Annotated in this window: 25 protein-coding genes, 1 tRNA gene and 1 riboswitch; of the genes, 17 read left to right on the top strand and 9 right to left on the bottom strand. The window is 71.8% G+C overall.

Features of this window, described 5'->3' with window-relative positions; translation table 11 throughout:
• The first annotated feature begins 112 nt into the window (after nt 1–112).
• Nucleotides 113–418 carry a hypothetical protein gene (locus tag ACWD0F_RS37855; RefSeq protein ID WP_449884996.1) on the top strand — a complete coding sequence of 102 codons (306 nt, stop codon included), beginning with the start codon at nt 113–115 and terminating at the stop codon, nt 416–418.
• Nucleotides 419–579: 161 nt separating this feature from the next.
• On the opposite strand, the gene ACWD0F_RS37850 is transcribed toward ACWD0F_RS37855, so the two are convergent.
• Together ACWD0F_RS37850 and ACWD0F_RS37845 are read right to left on the bottom strand one after the other, a co-directional pair.
• On the bottom strand, nt 580–1347 hold the full coding sequence (locus ACWD0F_RS37850; RefSeq protein ID WP_449884994.1) for a hypothetical protein: 768 nt from the start codon (nt 1345–1347) through the stop codon (nt 580–582).
• Nucleotides 1348–3507: 2160 nt separating this feature from the next.
• Complete coding sequence (locus tag ACWD0F_RS37845; protein WP_449884992.1) at nt 3508–4212, bottom strand: FadR/GntR family transcriptional regulator; 705 nt, start codon at nt 4210–4212, stop codon at nt 3508–3510.
• A gap of 120 nt (nt 4213–4332) precedes the next feature.
• On the opposite strand from ACWD0F_RS37845, the gene ACWD0F_RS37840 reads away from it, so the two are divergent.
• The 9 genes from ACWD0F_RS37840 (at nt 4333) to ACWD0F_RS37800 (ending at nt 12307) form a co-directional block, all read left to right on the top strand.
• Nucleotides 4333–5691 carry a glutamine synthetase family protein gene (locus ACWD0F_RS37840; protein ID WP_449884989.1) on the top strand — a complete coding sequence of 453 codons (1359 nt, stop codon included), beginning with the start codon at nt 4333–4335 and terminating at the stop codon, nt 5689–5691.
• A 9-nt stretch (nt 5692–5700) separates the two neighbouring features.
• Complete coding sequence (locus ACWD0F_RS37835) at nt 5701–7044, top strand: aldehyde dehydrogenase family protein (protein WP_449884986.1); 1344 nt, start codon at nt 5701–5703, stop codon at nt 7042–7044.
• Nucleotides 7045–7048: 4 nt separating this feature from the next.
• A complete protein-coding gene (locus tag ACWD0F_RS37830) occupies nt 7049–7813 on the top strand; it encodes a 3-oxoacyl-ACP reductase (protein WP_449884983.1) in 765 nt (254 codons plus the stop codon).
• 12 nt (nt 7814–7825) lie between these two features.
• Nucleotides 7826–8518, top strand: coding sequence for a gamma-glutamyl-gamma-aminobutyrate hydrolase family protein (locus ACWD0F_RS37825; protein WP_449884981.1), 693 nt, complete (start codon nt 7826–7828; stop codon nt 8516–8518).
• A 95-nt stretch (nt 8519–8613) separates the two neighbouring features.
• Nucleotides 8614–8711, top strand: a riboswitch (glycine riboswitch).
• Between the two features lie 130 nt (nt 8712–8841).
• Nucleotides 8842–9927: a glycine cleavage system aminomethyltransferase GcvT gene (gcvT, locus tag ACWD0F_RS37820; RefSeq protein ID WP_449884979.1), complete on the top strand. Its 1086-nt coding sequence runs from the start codon at nt 8842–8844 to the stop codon at nt 9925–9927.
• Complete coding sequence (gene gcvH, locus ACWD0F_RS37815) at nt 9924–10313, top strand: glycine cleavage system protein GcvH (protein ID WP_449884977.1); 390 nt, start codon at nt 9924–9926, stop codon at nt 10311–10313. The genes gcvT and gcvH overlap by 4 nt, the downstream gene beginning before the upstream one ends.
• A 54-nt stretch (nt 10314–10367) precedes the next feature.
• Nucleotides 10368–11744 (top strand): L-serine ammonia-lyase, encoded by a 1377-nt coding sequence (locus ACWD0F_RS37810; protein ID WP_449884975.1) that lies wholly within the window; start codon nt 10368–10370, stop codon nt 11742–11744.
• A 48-nt stretch (nt 11745–11792) separates the two neighbouring features.
• A complete protein-coding gene (locus ACWD0F_RS37805) occupies nt 11793–12053 on the top strand; it encodes a type II toxin-antitoxin system Phd/YefM family antitoxin (RefSeq protein ID WP_449884973.1) in 261 nt (86 codons plus the stop codon).
• Complete coding sequence (locus tag ACWD0F_RS37800) at nt 12050–12307, top strand: Txe/YoeB family addiction module toxin (RefSeq protein WP_449884970.1); 258 nt, start codon at nt 12050–12052, stop codon at nt 12305–12307. The genes ACWD0F_RS37805 and ACWD0F_RS37800 overlap by 4 nt, the downstream gene beginning before the upstream one ends.
• Before the next feature lie 41 nt (nt 12308–12348).
• On the opposite strand, the gene ACWD0F_RS37795 is transcribed toward ACWD0F_RS37800, so the two are convergent.
• Complete coding sequence (locus ACWD0F_RS37795; RefSeq protein ID WP_449884967.1) at nt 12349–12876, bottom strand: hypothetical protein; 528 nt, start codon at nt 12874–12876, stop codon at nt 12349–12351.
• Nucleotides 12873–13472, bottom strand: a complete 600-nt coding sequence (locus tag ACWD0F_RS37790) for a DUF6286 domain-containing protein (RefSeq protein WP_449884965.1) — start codon at nt 13470–13472, stop codon at nt 12873–12875. Before ACWD0F_RS37790 ends, ACWD0F_RS37795 begins: the two co-directional genes overlap by 4 nt.
• Before the next feature lie 137 nt (nt 13473–13609).
• On the opposite strand from ACWD0F_RS37790, the gene ACWD0F_RS37785 reads away from it, so the two are divergent.
• The gene (locus tag ACWD0F_RS37785) at nt 13610–14803 is read left to right on the top strand and encodes an amino acid deaminase/aldolase (RefSeq protein ID WP_449884962.1); all 1194 of its coding nucleotides are present in this window, start codon (nt 13610–13612) and stop codon (nt 14801–14803) included.
• 51 nt (nt 14804–14854) lie between these two features.
• Here the strand turns inward: ACWD0F_RS37785 and ACWD0F_RS37780 are convergent, their stop codons facing one another.
• A complete protein-coding gene (locus ACWD0F_RS37780) occupies nt 14855–15184 on the bottom strand; it encodes a DUF3618 domain-containing protein (protein ID WP_449884960.1) in 330 nt (109 codons plus the stop codon).
• Nucleotides 15185–15322: 138 nt separating this feature from the next.
• Here ACWD0F_RS37780 and bcp point away from each other — a divergent pair, with 138 nt between their 5' ends.
• Together bcp and ACWD0F_RS37770 are read left to right on the top strand one after the other, a co-directional pair.
• Nucleotides 15323–15796: a thioredoxin-dependent thiol peroxidase gene (gene bcp / locus ACWD0F_RS37775; protein WP_449884957.1), complete on the top strand. Its 474-nt coding sequence runs from the start codon at nt 15323–15325 to the stop codon at nt 15794–15796.
• 137 nt (nt 15797–15933) lie between these two features.
• Nucleotides 15934–16006: transfer RNA gene (locus ACWD0F_RS37770), tRNA-Leu, on the top strand.
• A 12-nt stretch (nt 16007–16018) separates the two neighbouring features.
• Here the strand turns inward: ACWD0F_RS37770 and ACWD0F_RS37765 are convergent.
• Nucleotides 16019–16555 (bottom strand): hypothetical protein, encoded by a 537-nt coding sequence (locus ACWD0F_RS37765; RefSeq protein ID WP_449884954.1) that lies wholly within the window; start codon nt 16553–16555, stop codon nt 16019–16021.
• 164 nt (nt 16556–16719) lie between these two features.
• Here ACWD0F_RS37765 and ACWD0F_RS37760 point away from each other — a divergent pair, with 164 nt between their 5' ends.
• The 4 genes from ACWD0F_RS37760 to ACWD0F_RS37745 all read left to right on the top strand — a co-directional run bounded on the left by ACWD0F_RS37760 (nt 16720) and on the right by ACWD0F_RS37745 (nt 21927).
• Nucleotides 16720–17895 (top strand): sensor histidine kinase, encoded by a 1176-nt coding sequence (locus ACWD0F_RS37760; RefSeq protein WP_449884951.1) that lies wholly within the window; start codon nt 16720–16722, stop codon nt 17893–17895.
• Nucleotides 17896–17919: 24 nt separating this feature from the next.
• A complete protein-coding gene (locus ACWD0F_RS37755) occupies nt 17920–18558 on the top strand; it encodes a response regulator transcription factor (RefSeq protein ID WP_449884949.1) in 639 nt (212 codons plus the stop codon).
• A gap of 107 nt (nt 18559–18665) precedes the next feature.
• Nucleotides 18666–19436, top strand: coding sequence for an ABC transporter ATP-binding protein (locus tag ACWD0F_RS37750; RefSeq protein ID WP_449884946.1), 771 nt, complete (start codon nt 18666–18668; stop codon nt 19434–19436).
• A 1-nt stretch (nt 19437) separates the two neighbouring features.
• Nucleotides 19438–21927, top strand: a complete 2490-nt coding sequence (locus ACWD0F_RS37745; protein ID WP_449884943.1) for an ABC transporter permease — start codon at nt 19438–19440, stop codon at nt 21925–21927.
• A gap of 140 nt (nt 21928–22067) precedes the next feature.
• On the opposite strand, the gene ACWD0F_RS37740 is transcribed toward ACWD0F_RS37745, so the two are convergent.
• The 3 genes from ACWD0F_RS37740 to ACWD0F_RS37730 all read right to left on the bottom strand — a co-directional run bounded on the left by ACWD0F_RS37740 (nt 22068) and on the right by ACWD0F_RS37730 (nt 25303).
• Nucleotides 22068–22337 carry a hypothetical protein gene (locus ACWD0F_RS37740; protein WP_449884940.1) on the bottom strand — a complete coding sequence of 90 codons (270 nt, stop codon included), beginning with the start codon at nt 22335–22337 and terminating at the stop codon, nt 22068–22070.
• Nucleotides 22334–23083: a toxin glutamine deamidase domain-containing protein gene (locus ACWD0F_RS37735; RefSeq protein ID WP_449884938.1), complete on the bottom strand. Its 750-nt coding sequence runs from the start codon at nt 23081–23083 to the stop codon at nt 22334–22336. The genes ACWD0F_RS37740 and ACWD0F_RS37735 overlap by 4 nt, the downstream gene beginning before the upstream one ends.
• A 513-nt stretch (nt 23084–23596) precedes the next feature.
• Nucleotides 23597–25303 (bottom strand): molybdopterin-dependent oxidoreductase, encoded by a 1707-nt coding sequence (locus ACWD0F_RS37730; protein WP_449884935.1) that lies wholly within the window; start codon nt 25301–25303, stop codon nt 23597–23599.
• Nucleotides 25304–25337 lie beyond the last annotated feature (34 nt).

Below are 25337 nucleotides of genomic sequence, written 5' to 3'. Positions count from 1 at the left end.
CGGGCATGGGCATGGGCATGGGCATGGGCATGGGCATGGGCATGGGCATGGGCATGGGCATGGGCATGGGCATGGGCATGGGCATGGGCATGGGCACAAGCGGGGCGGTCTTGTGGGTCTTGGCATCGCGGGCGGGCTCGTCCCCAGCCCCTCGGCGCTGATCGTGCTGCTGGGCGCGATCGCGCTCGGCCGGACCTGGTTCGGGATCGCGCTGGTCACCGCCTACGGCGTCGGCATGGCGGCCACCCTGACCGTCACCGGCCTGCTCCTGGTCAAGCTCGTCGACCGCCTGGAGCGCCGCGCCGCCGCCGGCCGCCGCCTGGCCGCCAGGCTCTCCGGCCTGGCCCCGCTGGGAACGGCCGCGATGGTGGTGCTGCTGGGCGCAGGCCTGGCCCTCCGCTCGGTGGCCGCGCTCTGACCGATCCCAGGCAGCCGCCCCGCCGACCTAACAGGGGCCCCGGCTCAAGTCCGCCGCTCAAGTCCGCCGCTCAAGTCCGCCGCTCAAGTCCGCCGCTCAAATCGGCCGCTCAAATCGGCCGCTCAAATCGGCCGCTCAAATCGGCCGCTCACGTCCCTCGCTCAGCTCCCCCGCTCACCGCGCCGGCGCACCCGCCGCGTGGACGGCAGGTCGTGCCGCCCGGACAGGAACTCCTGGAACGCGATCTTGACCCTGATCACCGGCCGCCGCCACCGCTCCTCGCGGTGCACGGCCCTGGCCAGCTTGCGCGGTGAGCGCCGGGCGAAGAACCAGTGGGCCCACGGCGAGCCGGGGCGCGCCAGCCGTACCGCGCCCACGAGCAGCATGGGCGGCACGAACAGCCCGGCCATCCCGGTCCAGATCTTTCCCTTGAGCAGCGTGACGACGGCCAGCGCCAGGTTGCCCACGATGAGCGCGGCCGGGTTGATCAGGGTGCCGTAGTCCCAGGTGAGGGGCCGCAGGCCGATGAGGAGCAGGCCGGTGACGGCGACGGCGATGAAGACCGCGTCCACCGAGGTCCGCCCTTCTTCCTCCCAGTACACGTCGTGCAGATGCAGAATCAGCGCGAACTCGTCCAAGACCAGCGCCGAGCCGACGCCGAAGATGCCCGCCGCGACGGCGTACCCGAGCTGAGAGGCCGACGACACGATGAGCCCGGCGACGCCGCCGCCCATCATCAGCACCACGCCGAACACCACGTGGTGGATGTGCATCTCGCCCACGTTCACGTTGCGGAACCAGCCGACCTTCGCCCTGATCAGGCGCACGTTGATGCGGGTGGCGATGAAGGCCACGATGAGCGTGACGAAGTAGCAGAACAGCGGCAGCCGTCCCGTCGCGACGATGTTGTGCGCGAACCAGTTCTCCATGACCTAAAACTGATGGTACGAGCCGTGTGCCCGTTCTAGGTCACTTGCGGGGAGCAGCGCCGTCGTAGATGCTCGCGATGGTGAGGCGACGGACCGCTGTGGCCGCGGGAGCCCTGATCGCCCTGACGGCGCTCGGCGCCCTGGTCATCGGCAGCATCGATCCGGGAGAGGGCGTCGACTGGGGCGGTGCGGCCCAGGCGCTGCTCGCCGCCGCCGCGCTCGCGGTGCCCCTGGTGATCTGGTTGCGGCGCCCGCCCCCGCCGGTGTCCGTGCCGGACGCGAAGGCCGGGCTGCGCGAGCTCGTCCGCGCCCAATGGCGGCAGGAGGCCCGGGCCCGCTCCCTCCACCACCCCCTCCCCGTCGAGTGGTACGCGCACGGCCGCCCCGTCGGCGACCCCGTGGCCTGGTTCCGCGCCCTGAGCCCGCGCCGGCTGGTCATCACGGGCGGCGCGGGCACGGGCAAGACCTCCCTGGCGGTGCAGCTCCTCCTGGGCCTGGTGGAGACGGCGGAGGCCGGCGAGCCGGTGCCGGTGATGTTGCCGCTGGCCGACTGGGACACCGTCAGGTGGCCCGACGCGGCCGACTGGCTGGCCGACCGCCTGGCCCTGAGCCACCCCTGGCTCCGCTCCCCGCACTACGGCGCGGACGCGCCCGCCTGGCTGGTGCGCGGCGGGCACCTGCTGCCGGTGCTCGACGGCCTCGACGAGCTGCCCGCGCCGGCCAGGGCGGAGGTCCTCAGCAGGCTCGACGCCGGTTTGGGCGACTGGGGCCAGGTGATCATCACCAGCCGGCGGGCGGAGTACGACGCGGCGGCCACGCGGGCGGGCCGGGCGCTCACGGAGGCGGCGGTCATCATGCCCAGAGCGCTGACCCCCCGCGTCGCCGCCGACTACCTGAACGCCACCCTGCCCACCACCCCGCCCACCACTCCGGCCGCCACGCTGCCCGCCGCCCCGCCCACCACTCCGGCCGCCACTCCGCCCACCACCCTTCCCGCCACGCCGCCCACCACCCCACCTACCACCCCGCCTGACCGCGAGGCGCGCGGTTGGGTGGAGGCGCTGCGTTCGCGGACGTTTCCGGCGCTCGCCGCCGTGGCCGAGACGCCGCTCGGGCTGTGGCTGATCCGCACCGTCCACGCCGACCCGGCCGCCCCCGCCCCCGACGCCTCGGCCTCGGAGCCGGAGTTGTGGCGCCACCTTCTCGACCAGGCCGTCCCCGCCCTCGTGGCCGCCCGCCCACCGGCCCCCGGCCTCTTCCGTCCCCGGCACCGCTGGCCGCCCGAGGCCGCGACGCGCTGGCTCACCACCCTCGCCGCCCATCCGGACGTGGCCTGGTGGCGGATCGCCGGCCGCCTCACCACCCCGGCCGAACGCCGCCTGCTGCCCGTGGCCGCCGGGCTGGTGGCCGCCCTGCTGACCGCGCTCCCGCTGCTCGCCGTGCTGACGTCGCTCCCGGTGCCGGCCCTCCGCCTCGGCACCGGCCAGGGCGCCCTCGTGCTGTTCGGCCCGGCGGTCGCCTTCGGCGCGCTGGTCACGGTGGCCGTCCGCTCATGGTTCTCCGACACGCCCGGCACGGTCGCCCTGCGCCGCCACCCGGCCCGCCCGCGCGCGATGCGGGCCGTCGCCGGCGCGGGCCTGGCGGGCGGCGGCGCGGCCCTCGCCCTCGTCCTCGGCCTGTGGCCCGGCTCCGCGCCGCAGGTCGTCATCGCCACCGGGCTGGCCGGCGGGCTCGCCGCCGGCACGCCGATCGGGCTCGCCCTGTGGTTCGTCCGCTGGCTGGAGCATCCCGCGCCCGGCATCGCGGCGACCACCCCGGAGTCCTGCTGGCGGGACGATCACAAGCTGGCCGTCGTCCGGGTGCTCGGCGCGCTGGTCCTGATCATGGTCCCGCTGACCGTGATGGCGGCGTTCGTGGCCGACGCGGCCTACGTCCTGCTGTTCGCCACGGTCGTGGCCTGGCCGGCCGCGCTCGTCTTCGGGCTCGCCTCCGGTGGCCACCACGCCTGGCAGCTCTGCGTGCTCGCGCTGTGCCGCCTGGCGCCCACCGGCCGCCTGCCCTTCCGCCTGCTGCCCTTTCTGGATGACATGCACCGCCTCGGCGTGCTGCGCGCGGTCGGCCCCGTCTACGAGTTCCGCCACGAGCGGCTGCGCGAGCACCTCAGGACAGGAACGCCCGCAACAGCGCCGCCGTCCCCTCCAGATGCTCGGCCACCGCCTGCCGGGCCGCCTCCGGGTCGCCGGACAGGATGGCGTCCACGATGGCCCGGTGCTGCACGGCGGCGTGGTCGAGGTTGACCTGGAGCATCGGGATCGCGTTCAGCAGGTCGCTCACCCTGGAGCGGGCGTCCGCGCACGTCGTGGCGAGCAGGGTCGAGCCCGTCAGCTCGGCGATCGACAGGTGGAAGGCCGTGTCCAGGCGGCGGTAGTCCTCCAGGGAGGCCGCGTTCAGCTCCGACAACCTGCGCAGGAGCACGGCGCGCTTGTCGCCGGTGAGCTCCGAGGCGGCCAGCACCTCCGCCGCGCCGCACTCCACCGCCAGCCGGAACGTGAGGGCGTCCGACAGCTCGTCCATGCCCATCGCCGTCACGGCCTCGCGCAGATCGCCCGCCGCCGGCTCCGGCGGCGCGTACGTGACGAAGGCGCCCCCGTAGCGGCCCCGCCGCACGTCGAGGTAGCCCGCGTCCGACAGGGCGCGGATGGCCTCGCGCAAGGTGACGCGGCTGATGCCGAGCCGGACGGCGAGCTCGCGCTCCGGCGGGAGTTTGTCCCCCGGCGCGACCACGCCCAGCTTGATCGCCTGGAGCAGCCGCTCGACCGTCTCCTCGAAGGCGTTGCCCGCCCTGACCGGGCGTAACACCGTCATGAAACGCGCCGACTCGTCCAAGGTGTCCTCAGGTCTTGACAAGCGATCCCGCCATGCACATCAATGGTCTGAGACTAGCCCAATCAACGGGAAAGCGCGTCAGGCGATCGGAGCGACGTCGTGAGCGAAGGGCCTCTTTCCGTCGGCGAGCTGCGTGACGAGGTGGCGGCCGGCCGGATCGACACCGTGCTCCTCGCCATCGCCGACATGCAGGGCCGCCTGCAGGGCAAGAGACTGTCGGCGCGCTACTTCCTCGAAGAGGTGCTGCACCACGGCTCCGAGGGCTGCAACTACCTGCTCGCGGTCGACGTCGACATGAACACCGTCCCCGGCTACGCGATGTCGTCCTGGGACCGGGGCTACGGCGACTTCGTGATGAAGCCGGACCTGGCCACGCTGCGCCGGGTGCCGTGGCAGGAGGGTACGGCGATGCTGATGGCGGACCTGGCGTGGGAGGGCGGCGGCGACGTGACGGCCTCGCCCCGCCAGATCCTGCGCCGGCAGCTCGCCCGCCTCGCCGAGCGCGGCCTGGCCGCCTACGTGGGCACCGAGCTGGAGTTCATCGTCTACGAGGACGGCTACGAGGACGCCTGGCGGCGCGCGTACCGGGACATGACGCCCGCCAACCTCTACAACGTCGACTACTCCCTGCTCGGCACCGCCCGCATCGAGCCGCTGCTGCGCCGGATCAGGCGCGGCATGGAGGGCGCCGGCCTGTACGTCGAGTCCGCCAAGGGCGAGTGCAACCTGGGCCAGCACGAGATCGCCTTCCGCTACGACGAGGCGCTCAAGACCTGCGACAACCACGCCGTCTACAAGAACGGCGCCAAGGAGATCGCCGCCCAGGAGGGCCGGTCGATCACCTTCATGGCCAAGCCGAACGCGCGGGAGGGCAACTCCTGCCACATCCACATCTCGCTGCGCGGCCTCGACGGCGACCCGGTGATGGCCGGCGACGGGCCGCACGGGCTCTCGCCGCTCGGCGCCCGCTTCATCGCCGGGCAGCTCGCCTGCCTGCGCGAGCTCACCCTCCTGTACGCCCCCAACATCAACTCCTACAAGCGCTACGTGCCCGGCAGCTTCGCCCCCACGGCCGTCAAGTGGGGCGTCGACAACCGCACCTGCTCGCTCCGGCTGGTCGGCCACGGCCAGTCGCTGCGCATCGAGAACCGGGTGCCGGGCGGTGACGTCAACCCCTATCTGGCGGTGTCCGCGCTGATCGCGGCCGGGCTGCACGGGATCGACGACGAGCTGCCGCTGGAGGACCCTTTCGAGGGCAACGCCTACTCCTCCGGCGCCGCGACCGTGCCGCACACACTGCGGGACGCGCTGGCGTTGTTCGAGGCGTCGAAGCTGGCGCGCGAGACGTTCGGCGAAGATGTGGTCGAGCACTACGCCAACAACGCGCGGGTGGAGCTGGCCGCGTTCGACGCGGCGGTGACGGATTGGGAGTTGTTCCGTGGTTTCGAGCGGATGTGACGCGAGGGTATGAAGATCGTTAACCCGGCGACGGAGGAGATCGTCGCCGACGTGGAGCCGGCCGACGCCGCCGAGGTCGATCGGGCGGTGGAGCGTGCCAGGACGGCGTACGCGAGCTGGCGCGAGGTGTCGCCGGGCGACCGGGCGCGGCTGCTGCGCCGCTTCGGCGACCTGGTGGGCGAACACGTCGAGGAGCTGGCGCGACTGGAGCTGACCAACGCCGGCCATCCGATCGGCAACGCCCGCTGGGAGGCCGGCAACGTCCGCGACGTGCTGCACTTCTACGCCGGGGCGCCCGAGCGCGACCACGGCAGGCAGATCCCGGTGCCGGGCGGCGTGGACATCACCTTCCAGGAGCCCCTGGGCGTCGTGGGCGTCATCGTGCCCTGGAACTTCCCCATGCCGATCATGTCGTGGGGCATGGCGCCCGCGCTGGCGGCCGGCAACACGGTGATCGTCAAGCCGGCCGAATGGACTCCGCTGACCGCGCTGAGGCTGGCCGAGCTGGCCCTGGCGGCGGGCCTCCCCGAGGGGGTGCTCCAGGTGCTGCCTGGAGCAGGGGAGGTCGCGGGGGCCCGGCTGGTCGAGCATCCCGGCGTGGCCAAGATCGTGTTCACCGGGTCGACCGAGGTGGGCAAGGAGATCGCCGCCAAGGCGGCGGACCAGATCAAGCGTGTCACGCTGGAGCTGGGCGGCAAGTCCGCAAATATCGTCTTTGCGGACTCGGATCTGGAAAAAGCGGCGAAAACTGCGCCCTATGCCGTCTTCGACAACTCGGGCCAGGACTGCTGCGCCCGGTCCAGGATCCTCGTCCAGGCCGAGGTGTACGACGAGTTCCTGGAGCGCCTGGCGGTGGCCGTACGCGGGGTCAAGGTCGGCGACCCCCTCGACGAGAGCACCGAGATGGGCCCGCTGATCAGCGCCGAGCACCTCGACCGCGTGCGCGGCTTCGTCACGGGCACCCCTTACCTGCAGACGGCCTGCCCTCAGGGCAAGGGTTACTGGTTCCCGCCGACCGTGCTGACCCCGGAGGTCACCGACCGCGCGTTCACCGAGGAGATCTTCGGGCCGGTGGTGTCGGTGGTGCCGTTCGAGGACGAGGCGCAGGCCGTGCGGATCGCCAACGACACCCCCTACGGCCTCAGCGGCTCCATCTGGACCCGCGACGTCGGGCGGGCGCTCCGCGTGGCCCGGGCGGTCGAGGCCGGCGCGCTGTCGGTGAACTCGCACTCGTCCGTGCGTTACTGGACCCCGTTCGGCGGCTTCAAGCAGTCCGGCCTCGGCAGGGAGCTCGGCCCGGACGCCCTGGCGGCGTTCACCGAGACCAAGAACGTCTTCATCTCCTGGGAGTGAGTCAGTGCAGCGTTTGCAGGATCGGGTGACCGTCGTCACCGGCGCGGGCAGCGGGATCGGGCTGGCCACGGCGCGCAGGTTCGCCGACGAGGGCGCCAAAGTGGTCTGCGTGGACATCGACGAGGAGGCGGGCGTCAAGGCCGCGAGCGAGGCCGGCGGCCTCTTCGTCAAGGCCGACGTGACCAGCGAGGACGACGTCGTCCGCATGTACCAGGCGGCCTTCGACGCCTACGGCAGCGTGGACGTGGCCTTCAACAACGCCGGGATCTCGCCGCCCGAGGACGACTCGATCCTGGAGACCGGCCTCGACGCCTGGAAGCGGGTCCAGGAGGTCAACCTGACCAGCGTCTATCTGTGCTGCAAGCATGCCATCCCCTACATGCGGCGCCAGGGCAAGGGCTCGATCATCAACACCGCCTCGTTCGTGGCCGTCATGGGCTCGGCGACCTCGCAGATCTCCTACACCGCCTCCAAGGGCGGAGTGCTGGCGATGTCGCGTGAGCTGGGCGTGCAGTTCGCCAAGGAGGGCATCCGGGTCAACGCCCTGTGCCCGGGGCCGGTGAACACGCCGCTGCTGCGCGAGCTGTTCGCCAAGGATCCCGAGCGGGCGCAACGACGGCTGGTGCACATCCCGCTGGGCCGCTTCGCCGAGGCCTCGGAGATCGCGGCGGCGGTGGCGTTCCTGGCCAGCGACGACTCCTCGTTCATCACGGGCAGCCAGTTCCTGGTCGACGGGGGCATCTCCGGCGCCTACGTCACGCCGCTCTAGGGGGCATCGATCGTGCAGCGTCCCGTCATCGGCATCACGTCCTACGTCGAGCCGGCCACGTTCACGGTGTGGGCGGACACGAAGGCCGCGCTGCTGCCGTACATGTACGTGGAGCAGGTGGTGCGTGCGGGCGGCCAGCCCGTCGTGTTGCCGCCGGCCGGCGAGCCCGCGCGGGTGGTGGGGCGGCTGGACGGGCTCATCCTGGCCGGCGGGGGCGACATCGACCCGGCGCGGTACGGCGAGGACTCACAAGAGCACACCGGCTATGTCCGGAAATTTCGTGACGAAGCCGAGTTCGCCCTGCTGGCCGCAGCGCTCGACGCCGATCTCCCCTATCTGGGCGTCTGCCGTGGCCTCCAGGTGCTCAACGTGGCCCTCGGCGGCAGCCTCCACCAGCACCTGCCCGACGTCGTCGGGCACACGGGCCACGGCCCGGCCCCCGGCCGCTTCGGCGAGCTGCCCGTCACCCCCGTCCCCGGCACCCGCCTGTCCAAGGTGCTGGGCACGGACCCCGTGGTGGTCCCGCACTATCACCACCAGGCCGTCGACCGCCTCGCGCCGGGCCTCACGGTGAGCGCCACCACCGGGGACGGCACGATCGAGGCGGTCGAGCTGGACGCCAGGCCTTTCGCCATCGCGGTGCAGTGGCATCCGGAGGCGGGCCAGGACGGCAAGCTCTTCGAGGCTCTGGTGGCCGCCTGCTGACGTTTCATGCCCTTTGGCCGTCGGTGCCCCAGAAGTGAACGATCAGAGCGCGACAACAACCCCGTGACGGCACTAGGCTGGTCGGACATCACCGGCGAAACCGTGCGGGAGAGCACCCTGGCAGCCAGGCAGGGTCCCTGAAGGAGCAAGCCCTCCCCGCGAACCTCTCAAGGCAAAGGACCGCACGGCTTAGGTGACTCTGGAAAGCAGGCCCGCGCGGCCTCGCCGAAGGTGAAAGTCCGGCAAAACTCGGGCGAAGCTCTCAGGCATCGACGACAGAGGGGGAGGATGCTGGCATCCGATCCTGTCCTGAGGTGCGACTAATGTCCCGACCGACACCGCTACGCGACGTTCACGAGAGTCTCGGCGCCACGCTCACCGACTTCGCGGGCTGGCTCATGCCGCTCCGGTACGGAAGCGAGTCCGCGGAGCACAAGGCCGTCCGCGAGGCGGCCGGGCTGTTCGACCTCTCGCACATGGGCGAGATCTTCCTGACCGGGCCGCAGGCCGCGGCGGCCCTCGACTACGCGCTGGTCGGGCACCTGTCGGCGCTGACGCCCGGCCGGGCCAGATACACCATGATCGTCAACGAGCGCGGCGGGGTGCTCGACGACCTCATCGTCTACCGGCTCGGGGACGAGGAGTTCATGGTCGTGGCGAACGCCTCAAACTACGAAAAAGTCGGAAATGAGCTGAAAAGCCGCTCTAAGTCGTTCGACGTGGTGGTCGATGATCGCTCCGACCAGTACGCGCTGATCGCCGTTCAGGGACCTCGCTCCCAGGAGATCCTCGCCACGCTCACCGACGCCGACCTGGCCGGGCTCAAGTACTACGCCGGCCTGCCCGCGCGGGTGGACGGGCGGCAGGCGCTCATCGCCCGCACCGGCTACACCGGCGAGGACGGCTTCGAACTCTTCGTCGCGAACGCGGACGCCGTGCCGCTCTGGCACGCCCTCACGGCGGCCGGCGCCCCGTACGGGCTGAAGCCGGCGGGCCTGTCCAGCCGCGACACGCTCAGGCTCGAAGCCGGCATGCCGCTGTACGGCAACGAGCTGGGCGCGGAGCTGACCCCGTTCGACGCGGGGCTGGGCAGAGTGGTGAAATTCGACAAGCCGGGCGACTTCGTCGGCAGGTCGGCACTCGAGGCGGTCAAGGACGACGCGCCGCGACGCCGCCTCGTCGGGCTGGTCGCGCGCACTCGCCGGGTGCCGCGCCACGGTTACCCGGTCACCAAGGACGGCGTCGTCGTCGGCGAGGTCACCAGTGGTGCGCCCTCCCAGACCCTGGGCAGGCCCATCGCGATGGCCTACGTCGACACCGGGGCCGAAACAGGCCTGGCCGTGGACATCAGGGGCAGCCATGAACCTATGGACCTGGTTGAGCTGCCCTTTTACAGGAGGAACAAGTGAGCAAAATCCCTGACGACCTGAGCTACACCAAAGAGCACGAATGGGTTGCCGGGCTCGATGACGGCTTGACCGTGACCGTCGGCATCACGGCGTTCGCCGCCGAGGCCCTTGGCGACGTCGTCTTCGTGCAGCTCCCCGAGGTGGGCGCGACCGTCGAGGCAGGCGACTCCATCGGCGAGGTGGAGTCCACCAAGTCCGTGAACGAGATCTACACTCCCGTCGGCGGCGAGATCGTCGAGGTCAACCAGGCCATCGTGGACGACCCGGGACTGGCCAACAGCGACCCGTACGGGGAGGGCTGGATGTTCAGGGTGCGCACCGAGGGCGAGCCCGAGGAGCTGCTGTCCGCCGAGGAATACACGGCGCTCACCTCAGGCGAGTCCTGACCCCATCGCCGGGGCCCGCACCGGGCCCCGGCCCTTCATGAAGGGCGCACATCAATGGCGATCAGCGTCTTCGATCTCTTCAAGATCGGCATCGGCCCGTCGAGCTCCCACACGGGCGGCCCGATGGCGGCCGCGCACAAGTTCGCGCGTGGCCTGCACGACGACGGGCTGCTCGGGCAGGTCGCCCGCGTCGAGACCATCCTGTACGGCTCCCTCGGCCTGACCGGCAAGGGCCACGGCAGCGACAAGGCCGTCCTGCTGGGCCTGTCGGGCGACAAGCCCGAGCTGGTCGACGTGGACTCCATCGAGGCGCGCCTGGCCGTCATGCGCGAGTCGGGCACCGTCCAGCTCTACGGCACCCACGAGATCCCCTTCGTCATCGGCGAGGACCTGATCTTCGAACGCAAGATCTCCCTCCCCGAGCACCCCAACGGCATGCGCTTCACCGCCACCTCCGCCTCCGGCGCGACCTTGCGGGAGAAGGTGTACTTCTCGGTCGGCGGCGGCTTCGTCGTGGACGAGAACGCCACCGGCGCCGACCGGATCAAGGCGGACGACACCGTGCTGCCCTTCCCCTTCACCACCGGCGAAGAGCTACTCAAGCACTGCTCCAACACGGGCCTGTCCATCTCCGCCGTCATGATGGAGAACGAGCGGGCCTTCGGCCGCACCGAGGCGGAGATCCGCACGGACCTCCTGCACCTGTGGCAGGTCATGTCCGACTGCATCCGCCGCGGCATCGCCAAGGAAGGCGTCCTGCCCGGCGGCCTCAAGGTCAAGCGCCGCGCCAACCAGCTCCACCGCCGTCTGCAGTCGGAGTCGGCCGAGAAGGACCCGTTGCAGGCCATGGACTGGGTGGCGCTCTTCGCGCTGGCCGTCAACGAGGAGAACGCCGCCGGGGGCCGCATCGTCACCGCCCCCACCAACGGCGCGGCCGGCATCGTCCCGGCCGTCCTGACGTACTACACCCGCTTCGTCCCGCACGCGGACGACGAGGGCGTCGTCCGCTTCCTCCTCACGGCCGGCGCGATCGGCGTGCTGTTCAAGGAGGGCGCCTCGATCTCAGGCGCCGAGGTCGGCTGCCAGGGCGAGGTGGGCTCCGCCTGCTCCATGGCCTCGGCGGGCCTCACCGAGGTCATGGGCGGCACCCCCGAGCAGGTCGAGAACGCCGCCGAGATCGGCATCGAGCACAACCTGGGCCTGACCTGCGACCCGATCGGCGGCCTGGTCCAGATCCCGTGCATCGAACGGAACGCGGTCGCCTCCAACAAGGCGATCACCGCCGCCCGCATCGCCCTGCGCGGCGACGGCCGGCACTTCGTGGCGCTCGACAAGGCCATCAAGACGATGCGGGTCACGGGAGCGGACATGCTCGACAAGTACAAGGAGACGTCGCGCGGCGGGCTCGCGGTCAACGTCATCGAATGCTGAGCGGCCTTCAAGTGGTACCATAAGGTTGTACCACTTGAAGGGAAGGCCATGTCCATCACCGCCAGCGAGGCGCGTCGGCGCCTCTTCCCGCTCATCGAAGAGGTCAACAACGACCGCACCGCCGTGGAGATCGTTTCCAAGGGCGGAAACGCCTACCTGGTGGCCGCGGAGGAGTACGAAGCCCTCCGGGAGACGGCCTACCTGCTGCGCTCTCCCGCCAACGCCCGCCGGCTGATCGAGTCGTACCAGGAGGCGGTCACGGGACGCCACGAGCGGCACGAACTGCTGGACGACGAGGCCGGCCAGTGAAAGTCGCCTTCACCAGCCGGGGCTGGGAGGACTACGTCCACTGGCAGTCGGCCGATCGGCAGATCCTCAAGCGGATCAACCGGCTCGTCGAGGACGCGGTGCGCGATCCCTCCGAGGGGATCGGCAAGCCTGAGCCGCTCAGATACGCCCTGGCGGGCGTATGGTCTCGGCGCATCACGGAGGAGCACCGGCTGGTGTACCTGCCGATGGACGACGAGATCGTCGTCCTGCAGGCTCGCTACCACTACGAGTAGCTGACCCCGCGCGTCGCCAGCTGAGCCTCGGTGCCGCCTTGCTAGCGGCGGACGTGCAGGCGGACGACGGTGCCCGCGTCGTCGTCGCGGACCTCGCGGCGGATCCTGCCGACGATGTCCTGGTCCAGCTTGCTCACCACCGCACCCACGTCGGCCGCCGACGGGCAGGTCAGGGTGACGCGGAGGCCGTCCTCGCCCACCCGCACCGCCGCCCCGCCCAGCCCTTCCACGCCCTTGAGTCCGACGAAGAGCATGGCGGTGCCCGTGCCGTTGCGGGCGCCGCGGCGGCCCCAGCCCAGGCAGAGCAGCAACCAGCGCAGGGCGACCAGGGCCAGGAGCAGCAGGCCCAGGGACAACGCCCAGAGCGGCCAGGGCTCCGCGGCGAGGGCGCGGGTGGTCTGCGCGGGCAGGATCTTGGCGTTGGGAGGCAGGCCGAGGAAGCGGTCGTGGCCGCGGAGCCAGGCGTAGGCCCCCAGGCACATCAGCGTGGCCCCGACGACGGCCAGCCCGACCCGGTTACCGGCGTACTGCCGCATCGTCGTCCCCTCCCCCTGGCGGCGCGGCGTCATCGGCCCTTCTTTCGCAGGCGGACCACGACCTCGCCCGTGCCCAGCGTGCCCACGCCCGCCAGCCGGTCCCCGACGGCGGTCCCCACCTGGCGCAACATCGAGCCCGAGCTCTCCGCCGCCGTCACGACGGTGACCTCGATGGTGCGCCGGCGCAGCCGTACCCGGGCCTTGTCCACCTCCGCCACCTGCTGGGCGGCGGCGCGCAGGGTGCGGCGCAGGCCCGAGCGGGTGATGCCGATGACGATCAGCGGGTCGGACGTCTCCACCGGCACCGTGCTGGAGCGGCCGGGCACGATCGCCAGCAGCAGCATGAGGACGCCCGCGCCGCCGGCCGCCAGGGCGGGGACGGACAACTCCGGCCACGTGTTCTTGCCCGCCAGTTCGACCAGCTCGTTCACCGGGACCCAGCCGAGCGGCGTGCCCAGCAGCGCGGACACCACCTCGGCCGCCGTCGCCCCCAGCCCCGCCGCCAGCGCGAGGGAGACGACGGCGCCCGGGAGGGTACGCGCCGGTCTCAGCGCTCGGCTCGCCCTGCGCAGCCCGGTCTGCTGCGTGGTGACGGCGGCACCGGGCAGTATCTGCTGAAGCGTGGTCATCACAAGGTCAGACGTACATGGGTCCCGCATCGCCTGAACCGCGCCCTCGCCGCCGATTTGCCCGAACATTACGGCACCGGCCACTAAGGTGAACGCTCCTCATATTCATTTGCCCGATATGCCGTTACGCTGCCGGTATGGATGACCGCCAGCGCTACGATCGCGCGACAGCGGCTCTCGAACCGCCGTTCGCCGTCCTCGACCTCACCGCCCTGCGCGCCAACGCGGCCGACCTCGTACGGCGGGCGGCCGGCAAGCCGATCCGCGTGGCCAGCAAGTCGGTACGCTCCCGCGCGATCCTCGAACACGTCCTGGCCATGGACGGCTTCCAGGGCATCATGGCCTTCACCCTGCCCGAGGCTCTGTGGCTGGCCGGGCACGGCTTCACCGACCTCCTCGTCGCCTACCCGACGGCCGACCGCCACGCGCTCGCCGAGCTGGCCGGGAACCCGCACGCGGCCGGGCAGATCACCGTGACCATCGACTCGGCGGCCCATCTGGACTTCATCGAGGCGGCGGTGGCCGGGGTGCATCCACGCGCCGAGATCCGGCTATGTCTGGACATCGACGCCGGATACGTCGCCTTTGGCGGGAAATTTCGGGCGGGCGCTCTCCGCTCCCCCGTCCGCCGGCCCGACGAGGCCGCCGACCTGGCCGCCGCCGTCGCCAAGCGCCCCGGCTTCCGGCTGGCCGGGCTGATGGCGTACGAGGCCCAGATCGCCGGTGTCGGGGACGCTCCGCCCGCGAACGCCGCCTACACCCGCGCCCTCCGTCTCGTGCAGGCCCGCTCGGCCAGAGAGCTCATCGTCCGCCGGGGCCGCGTCGTGAACGCCGTCCGCGACCTCGCCGACCTCGAATTCGTCAACGGCGGCGGCACGGGCTCCGTCGAGAGCACCGTGCGCGAGAAGGCCGTCACGGAGGTGGCGGCCGGGTCCGGCCTGTTCCATCCCCGGTTGTTCGACTTCTACCGCCGCTTCACCGGCCGGCCGGCGGCGGTGTTCGCGCTGCCGGTCGTGCGCCGTCCCGCCCGGGACACGGTGACGGTCCTCGGCGGGGGGTACCTGGCCTCGGGAGCGCCTGGGCCGAGCCGCCTGCCGCAGCCGTACCTGCCCGCCGGCCTGCGCTACTCCTCCGACGAGGGCGCGGGCGAGGTGCAGACGCCGCTGCTCGGCCCGGCGGCCCAGGAGTTGCGGATCGGGGACCGGGTGTGGTTCAGGCATGCCAAGGCGGGCGAGATGTGCGAGCGTTTCGACGCGCTCCACCTGGTGGACGGCGAGACGCTCGTGGAGTCGGTCCCGACGTATCGGGGCGAGGGCCGGACCTTCCTCTGAAGACGCGGCCCGACCCCGAGAGCTCAGCCCCGAGAGCCCGACCCCGAGGGCTCAGCGCCTGCGGCGGCGGCGCCAGAGGGCGATGGCCGCCCCTACGACGAGCACCGCGCCGACCCCGATCAGCACCGGAGCGAGGCTGGGCCGCTCGTCCTCCCACACCTGGCCGGGATCGTCGCCGAACTCGACCGGCCGCGGCGTCACCCCCAGCGCGTCCCCCACGGACGCGACCAGGTGCCCGGCCCTGCTCTTGACGTCGGCCACCGTGCGCTCGGCGACCCGCTTGGGACTCATCCGGTCGGCGATGGCGTCGACCGTCTGCGCCAACTCCGCGCGTGTCCGCGCGATCCGCCGCTCCAGCTCGTCGGGATCGGTGTCAGCCATGGCTCTCCTCTCGACCGTACGCGTGGCCGCGCCCGTGCGGGCTCCGTCCGTTCTGGTCGTGATCAGTCTGTCAGGTCGGCAGGTCCTACGGCACGGCGGCCGGGCCGGTAGGTTGGCGGGAAGAACTCAGGAGGGCCATTGACCGACACCAAGCTCGCGCCCGGCGACGCCGCGCCCGAGTTCACGCTACCCGCCGCCGACGGCGCCACCGTCTCCTTGGAGAGCTTCCGCGGCAAGCGGGTGATCCTCTATTTCTACCCTGCCGCGATGACCCCCGGCTGCACCAAGCAGGCCTGCGATTTCCGCGACAACCTGGGGCAGCTCACCGCCGAGGGATTCGTCGTCCTCGGCGTGTCGAAGGACAAGCCGGACAAGCTCGCCAAGTTCGTCGAGCGCGACGCCCTCACCTTCCCGCTGCTGTCCGACCCGGACCTGACCGTGCACCAGGCCTACGGCGCGTACGGCCCGAAGAAGCTCTACGGCAAGGAGGTCGTTGGCGTCATCAGGTCGACGTTCGTGATCGACGGCGACGGCAAGGTCGAGCAGCCGCTCTACAACGTGAAGGCCACCGGGCACGTGGCCTCGCTCAAGAAGAAGCTCGGCCTGGCGTGACGGCCGCCCGCGGGCCCGCTTCCTGGTCCCGCGGGCAGGCTCAGGCTGTAAGATTGGCGGCACGTGGCAGGGAAGATCGTCGGCGTTCATCCGCCGACGGTGACGAGCCGGGATCTCCGAGCTTCCTGTGCCCGCATGGGGTCGTAGCCCAATGGCAGAGGCGCAGTCTTTAGGTGGCTGTTAGTGTGGGTTCGAATCCCACCGGCCCTACAAATCCACCGGCTAACCGGTGCTCGTCCGCTCCGGCTGGGGTTGCGGCGGTGGTGGCGCCGACTCCGGCGGGACGGCAGGCTCGCGCATGCCAGGTGGCAACACCACCACGCAGCGCGCCGACTCCCGGATCGGCAGCGGCTGGCAGACGTCCTCTTGCGGCAAGACCCGCCCGGGGCGCTCCCAGGAGTCGATCCGGTGCGTCTCATACTGGTGGCCACCGTCACGCAGCGCCGCCACCGCGGTGCCGCCCAGCAGGCCACCGATGAAGAGGCCGATCAGGCCCGCGCCGATGACCTGGGCCGGCTTCTGCCGGAAGAAGCTCCGGTACGAGCCCGACGGCCGGGGCTCCTCCCAGGCGTAACCAGGCATGGTGAAGCCGGGTCCGCGTGGCGCCTGCCCATACCTGAGCTGCTCGTCATCCTCGTCCGGCGCGTTCGCCCGCGCGTGCTGCGAGGCCGTAGGAGTGTCACCCGTCGTGTCCGAGGTCGGGTCGCGCGGTGCTTCCTCTTCACCGCGCGACCCGGCGTCGCGATCATGATCCGCCATCACGATCTCCCTTTACTCACCCCAGAAGGAGTGCTCCCGATCAACAGCATGCCCAAATCCCCGTAAGACCGGTGTAAGCCAAGAGCCTCATCAGACCTGGGTCGTACACACACTTCACCCTCCAGGCGGACCAAGAGCGCGTCAAGCGTACATATCGTGATGATGTGTTCGGCAAGGTTCGGTCGTGGTCGAGACGCCACGAAAAGCTGGCGGGCGTCCTCCGGGTCGCGCCGCTCGCCGCGCTGTGCGCGCTGACGGCGACGTTGTACGTGGCCGGCCCACCGGGCGACGACTCCACCCTCAGCCTGACCGGCTACCTGGGCCTGTCGGCGGCGCTGCTGCTGCCGCTGTTCTGGCGGAGCCGGCCGCTCATCACGTTCGCGGTCATCGCGCTGATCGGTTTCGGGCAGTGGCTGGCCGGCGTCGACCTGCTGCCCGCCGACCTCGCGGTGCTGGTCGCGCTCTGGGCGGTGGCCCGGCAGTGCTCGTTCCGCTGGGCGCTGGCGGCCGGCCTGGTCGCGGAGCTGGGGATCTCCCTGGCGATGATCAACTGGGACGGGGCCACGCCCGGCATGTTCTTCAGCGGGTGGATCTTCGTGGTGACCGTCTGGCTGACCGGCCTGTACGCCAGCACGCGCCGGCGCTACCTGGAGGGCCTGGAGGAGCGCGCCGAGCGGGCCGAGCGCGAGCGGGACCAGCAGGCCAGGATGGCCGCCGCGGCCGAACGCGCCCGGATCGCCAGGGAGCTGCACGACGTCGTGGCCCACAACGTCAGCGTCATGGTGGTGACGGCCGACGGCGCGCGCTACGCCATGGACAGCGACCCCGAGCAGGCCCGCGTGGCCGTCGGGAACATCTCCAAGACCGGCCGCGCCGCCCTCGCCGAGATGCGCCGGCTGGTGGGCGTCCTGCGCGACAGCGAGGCCGCCGGCACCGACTACACCCCGCAGCCGGGCCTCGGCCAGCTCGAAGAGCTCGTGCGCGGCTCTGGCGTGCCCGCGCGGCTGCGGGTCTCCGGCGGGCCGGCCGAGCTGCCCGAGCTGCCCGAGGGCCAGCAGCTCGCCGTCTACCGCATCGTCCAGGAGGCGCTGACGAACGCCCTCAAACACGGCGGCCCCGACACCCACGCCGTCGTCGAGATCGACTTCGGCGGCCCTGAGCTGGTCGTCCGCGTCACTGACGACGGCAGGGGCGCCGCCGCGCCGGGGAGCTCCGGCGGCCACGGCCTGATCGGCATGCGCGAGCGCGTCGGCCTGTACGGCGGGGTCGTGCGGGCGGGCCCCCGGCCGGGCGGCGGCTTCGAGGTGCTGGCCAGGTTGCCCATGGTCAAAGCGGCGTAGAGAGGCGGCCCGGTGATACGCGTGATGCTGGTCGACGATCAGAGGTTGTTGCGGGCGGGGTTCAAGATGGTGCTCGGAGCGCAGCCGGACATCGAGGTGGTGGCGGAGGCCGGCGACGGAGCCGACGCGCTGGAGCTGCTCAGAAGCGTCGAGGTGGACGTCGTGCTCATGGACGTGCGCATGCCCACCATGGACGGCGTCGAGGCCACCCGGCGGATCGAGGGTCCGAAGGTGCTCATCCTGACCACGTTCGACCTCGACGAGTACGCGTTCGCGGCGATCAAGGCGGGCGCGGCCGGGTTCCTGCTGAAGGACGTACCGCCCGAGGACCTGATCAACGCCATCCGCCTGGTGCACGCGGGCGACGCGGTCGTGTCGCCGGGCACGCTGCGCAGGATGCTGGACCGATTCGCCGCGCAGTTGCCGGCCGAGGAGCCGGCGGCGACGGGCGAGCTGACGCCACGTGAGCGCGAGGTGCTGCTCATGGTGGCGCGCGGGCGGTCCAACATGGAGATCGCCGGCGAGCTGGAGGTGGCGGAGGCGACGGTGAAGACGCATCTGGGCCGGGTGCTGGCCAAGCTGGGGCTGCGGGATCGGGCGCAGGTGGTCGTGTACGCGTACGAGGCGGGGATCATCGTGCCGTCCCGTCGGCCGAAAGTCTGACGGGGGTCGTCCGGGGTCGTACCCGAAGTCCCTCCTCAGGACCCATAGAAGACGCAATTTCCACTCCTAGCGTGATTCACGTTGATAAATCACGACGAGGAGTGAACGTGACGCTCACCGATACCCGGCGCCAAGCCCCGCCCGCCGTGGTGGCCACCGATCTGACCAAGGTGTACGGCCAGGGCGACGCCGTGGTGCACGCCCTGCGCGGCGTGAACGTGTCCTTCGCGACCGGCGCGTTCACCGCGATCATGGGCCCGTCGGGCTCCGGCAAGTCCACGCTCATGCACTGCCTGGCCGGGCTCGACACCGCCACCTCGGGCACGGTGCACCTCGGCGACCGAGAGCCGGCCGGACTGACCGAGCTGACCGGGCTCACGGACAGGCAGCTGACGCTGCTGCGCCGCGAGCGGATCGGCTTCGTCTTCCAGGCGTTCAACCTGCTGCCCACGCTGACCGCCGAGCAGAACATCCGCCTGCCGCTGGAGATCGCCGCCCGCCAGGCCGACCAGGCGCTGTTCGACCGGGTCATCGAGACCGTCGGGCTGAAGGACCGGCTCGGGCACCGGCCGGCCGAGCTGTCCGGCGGCCAGCAGCAGCGCGTGGCCGTGGCCAGGGCGCTCATCAGCAAGCCCCAGGTGATCTTCGCCGACGAGCCGACGGGCAACCTGGACTCGCGCAGCGGCGCCGAGATCCTGTCCTTCCTGCGCGGGTCCGTACGCGAGCTGGGCCAGACCATCGTCATGGTCACCCATGACCCGGTCGCCGCCGCGTACGCCGACCGTGTGGTGTTCCTGCGCGACGGCGAGCTCGTCACCGAGATCACCGCGCCCACGCCGCAGTCGGTGCTGGACACGCTCGTCCGGCTGGAGGCGTGAGGTGCTGAGGACGGCGCTGGCGGGCCTGCGCGCGCACCGGCTGAGACTGCTGCTCACCTCCCTGGCCATCGTGCTGGGGGTGGGCTTCATCGCGGGCACGTTCGTGCTCAACGACACCATCCAGGCGGGCTTCGCCCAGCGCGTCACGGCCGACGCCGGCAAGGTGGACGTCGTCGTCCTGCCCGCGAAGCCGGGCGGCGTGCTGCCCGCGCGGACCCTGGCGCGGGTGCGCGCGCTGAGCGGCGTGCGCGAGGCCCAGGGCCTCGTCCGCGGCGCCGCCCCGCTGATCGGCAAGGACGGCAAGACCGCCGGGAACGCCCCCACCACCGCCCTGTCGATCGTCCAGGGCCCGCTCGGCCGCGCCGCCATCGTCTCCGGCACCGGCCCGGGGACCGACGACCAGGCCGCCGTGCTGGACAAGAACACCGCCAAGGCCCAGAGCCTCACGGTCGGCGACACGATCACCGTGCTCGACGCCGCGCGCGACGAGCACCGCTTCAGGCTCGTCGGCCTGCTCGACCCCGGCGTCGACCAGGAGCTGGCCTACACCGGCGCGCTCGGCTTCACCGAGGCCGCCGCGCTGCGGATGACCGGCGCGCACGGTTACCACGAGATCGACGTCGCGGGCGCCGCCCCCGGGCTGAAGCAGGTCGTCGCGGCGGCCGTCGGCGGCGGCCACGTCGTCAAGACCGGCGCCGAGCAGGCCGCCGACCTGGCCAGGTCGGCCGGGATCGAGACGCGCGTGCTGACGCTCGGGCTGCTGATGTTCGGCGTGGTGGCGATGATGGTGGCCGCCCTGGTCATCTACAACACCTTCACCATCCTCGTCGCCCAGCGCACCAGGGAGATGGCGCTGCTGCGCTGCATCGGGGCCACGCGCGGGCAGGTGTTCGGCTCGATCCTGCTGGAGTCGGCCGCCGTGGGGCTGCTCGCCTCCGCGCTCGGCCTGGCCACCGGGTACGGCCTGGCCGCGCTCACCCTCACGGTGCTCGGCGCGCTGGAGGCCCCGCTGCCCACCGACGCCCCGGTCGCCCTGACCCCGGCCACGATCGCGATCGGACTGGCCGTCGGCCTCGTCGTCACCGTGTGCGCGGCCCTGCTGCCGGCCAGGTCGGCCACCAGGGTCCCGCCGATCGCCGCGCTGCGTGACCAGGCCGAGGAGCAGACGTACCGCGCGGGGCTGGTGCGCGTCCTCTCCGCCACCCTGTTCCTGCTGGCGGGAGCCGGCACGACCGGCGCCGGCCTGCTGGCCTTCGAGCCCGGCGAGCAGGTCGCGCTCCTCGTCGTGATGGCCGGGGGCGTGCTGACGTTCCTGGCGGTGCTGATCCTCGGCCCGGTGCTGGTCACCCCGCTGGCCGCGCTGGTCGGCCGGCTCCCCGGCCGGCTGTTCGGGGTGCCGGGGCGACTGGCGGTGAACAACTCCGGGCGCAACCCCCGGCGGGCCGCGACCACCACGATCGCGCTGACCATCGGGGTGACGCTCATGACGCTGATCTCGGTGGTGACCGCGTCCACCAGGCTGACGGTGACGGCCAAGCTGGACGACCAGTTCCCGATCGACTACCTGCTGGCCGGCCAGCAGCGTGATCCGCTCATCCCCAGGTCCGTGGCGGACGAGCTGCGCGGCCGGCCCGAGCTGGACTCCGTCGCGCAGATCCGCGAGACCAGGGCGGCGGTGGCGGGCGAACGCTTCGACGTGGGCACCTACAGCGGGCCCATCCAGCCGGACGTCGCCGCCGGCTCCATGACCGGCTTCGGCCCTGGGCAGGCGGCGGTGAGCGAGGTCGTGGCCAAGGAGCTCGGCGTGGGGGTCGGCGACTCGGTGCCGCTGGCGACCACCGAGGCGGGGACCGTCTCGCTGAAGGTGGTGGCGCTGCTCGGCGGGAGCGATTCGTCGCTGCCGTCCGTCACGGTCGCGGAAGCGGCGTTCGCCGGCTACTTCGGCGACGTGCCCGACTCACGCGTGCTGGTCGGCATCCGCGACGGCGTGCCGCCCGAGCAGGCCCGCAAGGTGGTGGACGCCGCCGTGGCGGCCTATCCGGCCGTGCACGTGACGAGCTCGACGGAGGTACGCGGGCAGTTCGACGAGTCGCTGGACATGATCCAGATGATCATCACCGGGCTGCTGGGGCTGGCCATCCTGATCTCCTTGATGGGCATCGCGAACACGCTCTCCCTGTCGGTGCACGAGCGCACCAGGGAGTCGGCGCTGCTGCGGGCCCTCGGGCTGACCCGGCCGCAACTCCGCCGGATGCTCTCGATCGAGGCGCTGGTGCTCGGGCTGATCGGGGCACTGGTGGGCGTCGTGCTCGGCGGCGTCTTCGGCTGGGCCGCGGTCACGGCGATGCTGAGCGGGGCCGTCCTGTCCGTGCCCTTCGTACAGATCGGGCTGTTCGTGGTGCTGTCCGGGCTCGCGGGCGTGGTGGCCGCCGTCCTGCCCGCGCGCCGCGCCGCACGGGCGTCGATCGTCGGCTCGCTGGCGGCAGGTTGACCCGGACTGTGTACCTCAAACACGAATAAAGGTGCAAAAACCGGATAGAGGGTACGCGCGGGGCGGCCCGTCGCACATGGCTGCCCTGCGAGGGCCGGGCGTCTTTTCGGGGGCGACGCCCGGCCTTCTCACCCCGGCACTCAGCGGGGCGTGCGGCCGGGCCACAACTCGGCCACCGTCTCCGGGTCCAGCAGTGGCCGGGCCACCACCTCACCCGTGGTCCGGTCGATCACGATGCAGCCGCCTCCGGCGGTGTGGGGCAACCTGGCGGGATCATCGGGATCAAGCTCCCGCACCCAGGCGACATATCCGGCATAGAACCCGTGCACCCCCACCGACACCGCCTCATCCGCCGGCCGGACCCCGTTGAAGTACTCCTCGGCCAGCGCCCGAGCCTGATCCAGGTTCATCGAGCCCGCCCCTGCCGGTCGAGTATCACGCAGAACACCCCGGTCACCGTCGGGTACGGCGACTCCACGGACATGTGCCCCCGCTGGGCGTCGATCCAGATGACCTCGCCGCCGGAGTTGACGGCGTTCCAGGTGTGGGAGCCCCCACCCGGCCAGCGCACCAGGATGACGGCGGCCGACCCGTGCCCGGCCTCCCGCAGCCGCCGCGCGATCGTCGGATAGGCGAGCCGCCCTTGGCCCAGGTAGTGAAAACGCTGCCCGGTCCACCGCTCGATCCGCGCCACGCTCCCCCGCTCGCCGGTCAGCACCGGACGGCCGATCCTGTCGTACTCGGGGAACCGGGGCGCGGCCGTCGCCGGCTCGCCGTGCCAGGTGGACAGGACGGCCAGCGCGCAGTCGGCGGCGTTGGAGGTCCGGAAGGGATCGCCCGCGGGCCCGCCGCCGTTCACCAGCCGGACCCAGGTGCCGCGCGGGTCGGGAAAACGGTCGCCGAGCCGCAGCGCGTCGGCCAGGTCCCGCTCGCCCTGCGGGTCCGGCTGCGCGAGCCCGCCCGGCACACCGTACGGACGACAGTCGATCAACCGCCCCGGCCGGCCCGGCCCGTCGAACCAGTCACCGTCGGCCGCGATCCTGGCGAGCACGCCGAGCGCTTCCGTCGTGTCGGTCCGCCGGCACAGGACGGCGTCATCCAGAGCCGCACCACGGCCACGAGCGCCATCACCCAGCCCAAGAACATCGTCCGCCAAACCACCGTCCTGCACCCGAGCGTCACCCAGCGCTGGACCACCACCCCGCACCGAACCACCATCCGGCACCCGAACGTCACCCAGCGCTGGACCACCACCACGCGCCAGACCAGCGTCCCGCGACGGGTCACCGGAGTCCTGGGCGGCATCGGCGGCCGGGTTATTCGTATCGTCGGCGCCGTCCTCGCGTCCGGGCGCGTCCGCCACATACGGAAGAAGCTCTGGCGCGGCCGGCCCGGCTGGAGCGGCTGGAGCGGACCCGCTCACCACAGAGCCGGAACCGGTCTCGGCGGCCCGCTCGTAGTCGAGCCACCGCACCCCTTCCCCCACCACCGGGTTGTATCGGCCATCTGGAAGAGCCCACCGGACACTCGGCTTGCGCTCGTGGAACACGGCCTGCCTCCTGTCATGCTCGACGACCGATCGTAGAGGCGTGACCGCGACACGGAGGCGAAGTCAGGAAGATTCTCCGCCGAAACTACCCGCCTTACCTGCGAAAACAGTGCAAACCAGTCAGCCGACCCGCACTGTCAGCGTGTGCCACCCGCTCGCCCCGTCAGGCGCGGGCGGCGCCTGCACCTCGGTCTGAACACGTCCCGCCGCGTCGGTCGCCCGCACCTGGATCGTGTGCTCGCCCTGGGTGGCGTCCCAGTCGATCGACCACTGCCGCCAGGTGTCGGGCCCCGGCACCTCGGCCAGTCTGGCCTGCCGCCACTCGCCGCGATCGACCCGCACCTCCACGGCGTCCACCCCGGTGTGCTGCGCCCAGGCCACGCCGGCGACCGTGGTGCGCCCGGCCCGCAGCGACGCGCCCGGCTTCGGCACGTCGATGCGCGACTGGGTCTTGATGGGACCCTTGGCCGCCCATCCCCTGGGTGTCCAGTACGCCTCGTCCCGGTCGAACCTGGTCACCTTGACGTCCACCACCCACTTGGTGGCCGACACGTACCCATACAGCCCCGGCACCACCTGCCGCACGGGGAAGCCGTGGTCGACGGGCAGCACCTCGCCGTTCATCGCCACGGCGAACAGCGCCTCGCGCCCGTCCATCACCACGTCGACCGGCGTGCCGCAGGTGAAGCCGTCGGCGGAGGTGGACAGGAGCATGTCGGCGCCCGGCTGGAGCCCGGCCTGGCGCAACACGTCGGCCATCCGGACGCCGAGCCAGCGGGCGTTGCCGACGAGGTCGCCGCCGACCTCGTTGGAGACGCAGGTCAGGGTGACGTCGGCCTCGGTGAGCGGCATCTTCAGCAGGTCGGCGAAGGAGAGCTCGACGGGGCGGCCGACCATGCCGTGGATGCGGAGCATCCACTCCTCGGGGTTCACCTGGGGGACGACGAGAGCGGTGTCCACCCGGTAGAAGTCCTGATTTTTCGTGACGAACGATGCCAAGCCGTTGATGCGGAGGTCTGCTCCCGCCGGGAGGGGTTTGGCTGGGTTCGCGGGCTTGGGCAGCGCCATCCCGACCCGTGCGGCGTCCACCGCCTGCCGTCCGCCGAGCTGCCGCCCGAGCACCGCGGCGGCGCCCGCGACCACCACACCACCGGCGGCCCCGGTCAGCAACCGCCGCCGATCGAACGCCCGCAGGTCCGCCCCCGACCGCATCACCGCAGGCCACTCCACCGCGGCCGCTTCCCGCCCGACATCGTCACCCGGCGTCGCGGAACCTCCGGGCGTCGCGGGGCCACCCGGCGTCGCGGAGCCATCCAGCGTCGCGGGGCCACCAGGCGTGACAGTGCCACCGTGCGAGGCGTCGCCGGAGGCGGCAGGAGCCCTGCCGCCGGCCGCCCGCCGTACCAGCCAGGAGAGCGACCAGGCGCCGGCGGCCACTCCGGCCACGGTCGGCAGCGCGTCCAGGATCCCGGCGTCCGGCCGGGTCAGCACGGCGAGCACACCGACCACCCCGAACGCGGCCAGCCCGGCATACCCGTAGGCGAGCCTCCGCCTGGCCAGCACGCCGATCACCGCCGCCACGGCCGCGAGCACCACCAGCACGCCCCCGACGAGGACCGCCTTGTCGTTCTCGCCGAACGTCCTGATCGCGAAGTCCTTGACCGGGGCGGGCGTCAGGTCGACCGTCGCGTCGCCCACGGCGACGACGGGAAACGTCGCCGGCCCGACGAACCCGGCCACGAGCTGCGCCAGTCCGAGGGCCACGCCCCCGGATACCAATCCCGCCAAGGCGCCCGCCCAGGCGGGCACCATCTCGTTCTTCTGCACAATGCGACGGTACGTCGGCCCGCGCCCCTAGGTT

This window comes from Nonomuraea sp. NPDC002799 (assembly GCF_053592075.1).
Note: the sequence above shows the minus strand (reverse complement) of the source record. Positions and strands in the feature narration are given on the sequence as shown.

What these genes read in the sequence shown, in the direction of transcription:
- ACWD0F_RS37795 (WP_449884967.1), bottom strand. Translation starts at nt 12,876, where the DNA reads ATGACGCCGCGCCGCCAGGGGGAGGGGACGACGATGCGGCAGTACGCC.
- ACWD0F_RS37765 (WP_449884954.1), bottom strand. Translation starts at nt 16,555, where the DNA reads ATGGCGGATCATGATCGCGACGCCGGGTCGCGCGGTGAAGAGGAAGCA.
- ACWD0F_RS37785 (WP_449884962.1), top strand. Translation starts at nt 13,610, where the DNA reads ATGGATGACCGCCAGCGCTACGATCGCGCGACAGCGGCTCTCGAACCG.
- ACWD0F_RS37810 (WP_449884975.1), top strand. Translation starts at nt 10,368, where the DNA reads ATGGCGATCAGCGTCTTCGATCTCTTCAAGATCGGCATCGGCCCGTCG.
- ACWD0F_RS37740 (WP_449884940.1), bottom strand. Translation starts at nt 22,337, where the DNA reads ATGAACCTGGATCAGGCTCGGGCGCTGGCCGAGGAGTACTTCAACGGG.
- ACWD0F_RS37850 (WP_449884994.1), bottom strand. Translation starts at nt 1,347, where the DNA reads ATGGAGAACTGGTTCGCGCACAACATCGTCGCGACGGGACGGCTGCCG.
- ACWD0F_RS37780 (WP_449884960.1), bottom strand. Translation starts at nt 15,184, where the DNA reads ATGGCTGACACCGATCCCGACGAGCTGGAGCGGCGGATCGCGCGGACA.
- ACWD0F_RS37835 (WP_449884986.1), top strand. Translation starts at nt 5,701, where the DNA reads ATGAAGATCGTTAACCCGGCGACGGAGGAGATCGTCGCCGACGTGGAG.
- ACWD0F_RS37805 (WP_449884973.1), top strand. Translation starts at nt 11,793, where the DNA reads ATGTCCATCACCGCCAGCGAGGCGCGTCGGCGCCTCTTCCCGCTCATC.
- ACWD0F_RS37790 (WP_449884965.1), bottom strand. Translation starts at nt 13,472, where the DNA reads ATGACCACGCTTCAGCAGATACTGCCCGGTGCCGCCGTCACCACGCAG.
- ACWD0F_RS37755 (WP_449884949.1), top strand. Translation starts at nt 17,920, where the DNA reads ATGCTGGTCGACGATCAGAGGTTGTTGCGGGCGGGGTTCAAGATGGTG.
- gcvT (WP_449884979.1), top strand. Translation starts at nt 8,842, where the DNA reads ATGTCCCGACCGACACCGCTACGCGACGTTCACGAGAGTCTCGGCGCC.
- ACWD0F_RS37845 (WP_449884992.1), bottom strand. Translation starts at nt 4,212, where the DNA reads ATGACGGTGTTACGCCCGGTCAGGGCGGGCAACGCCTTCGAGGAGACG.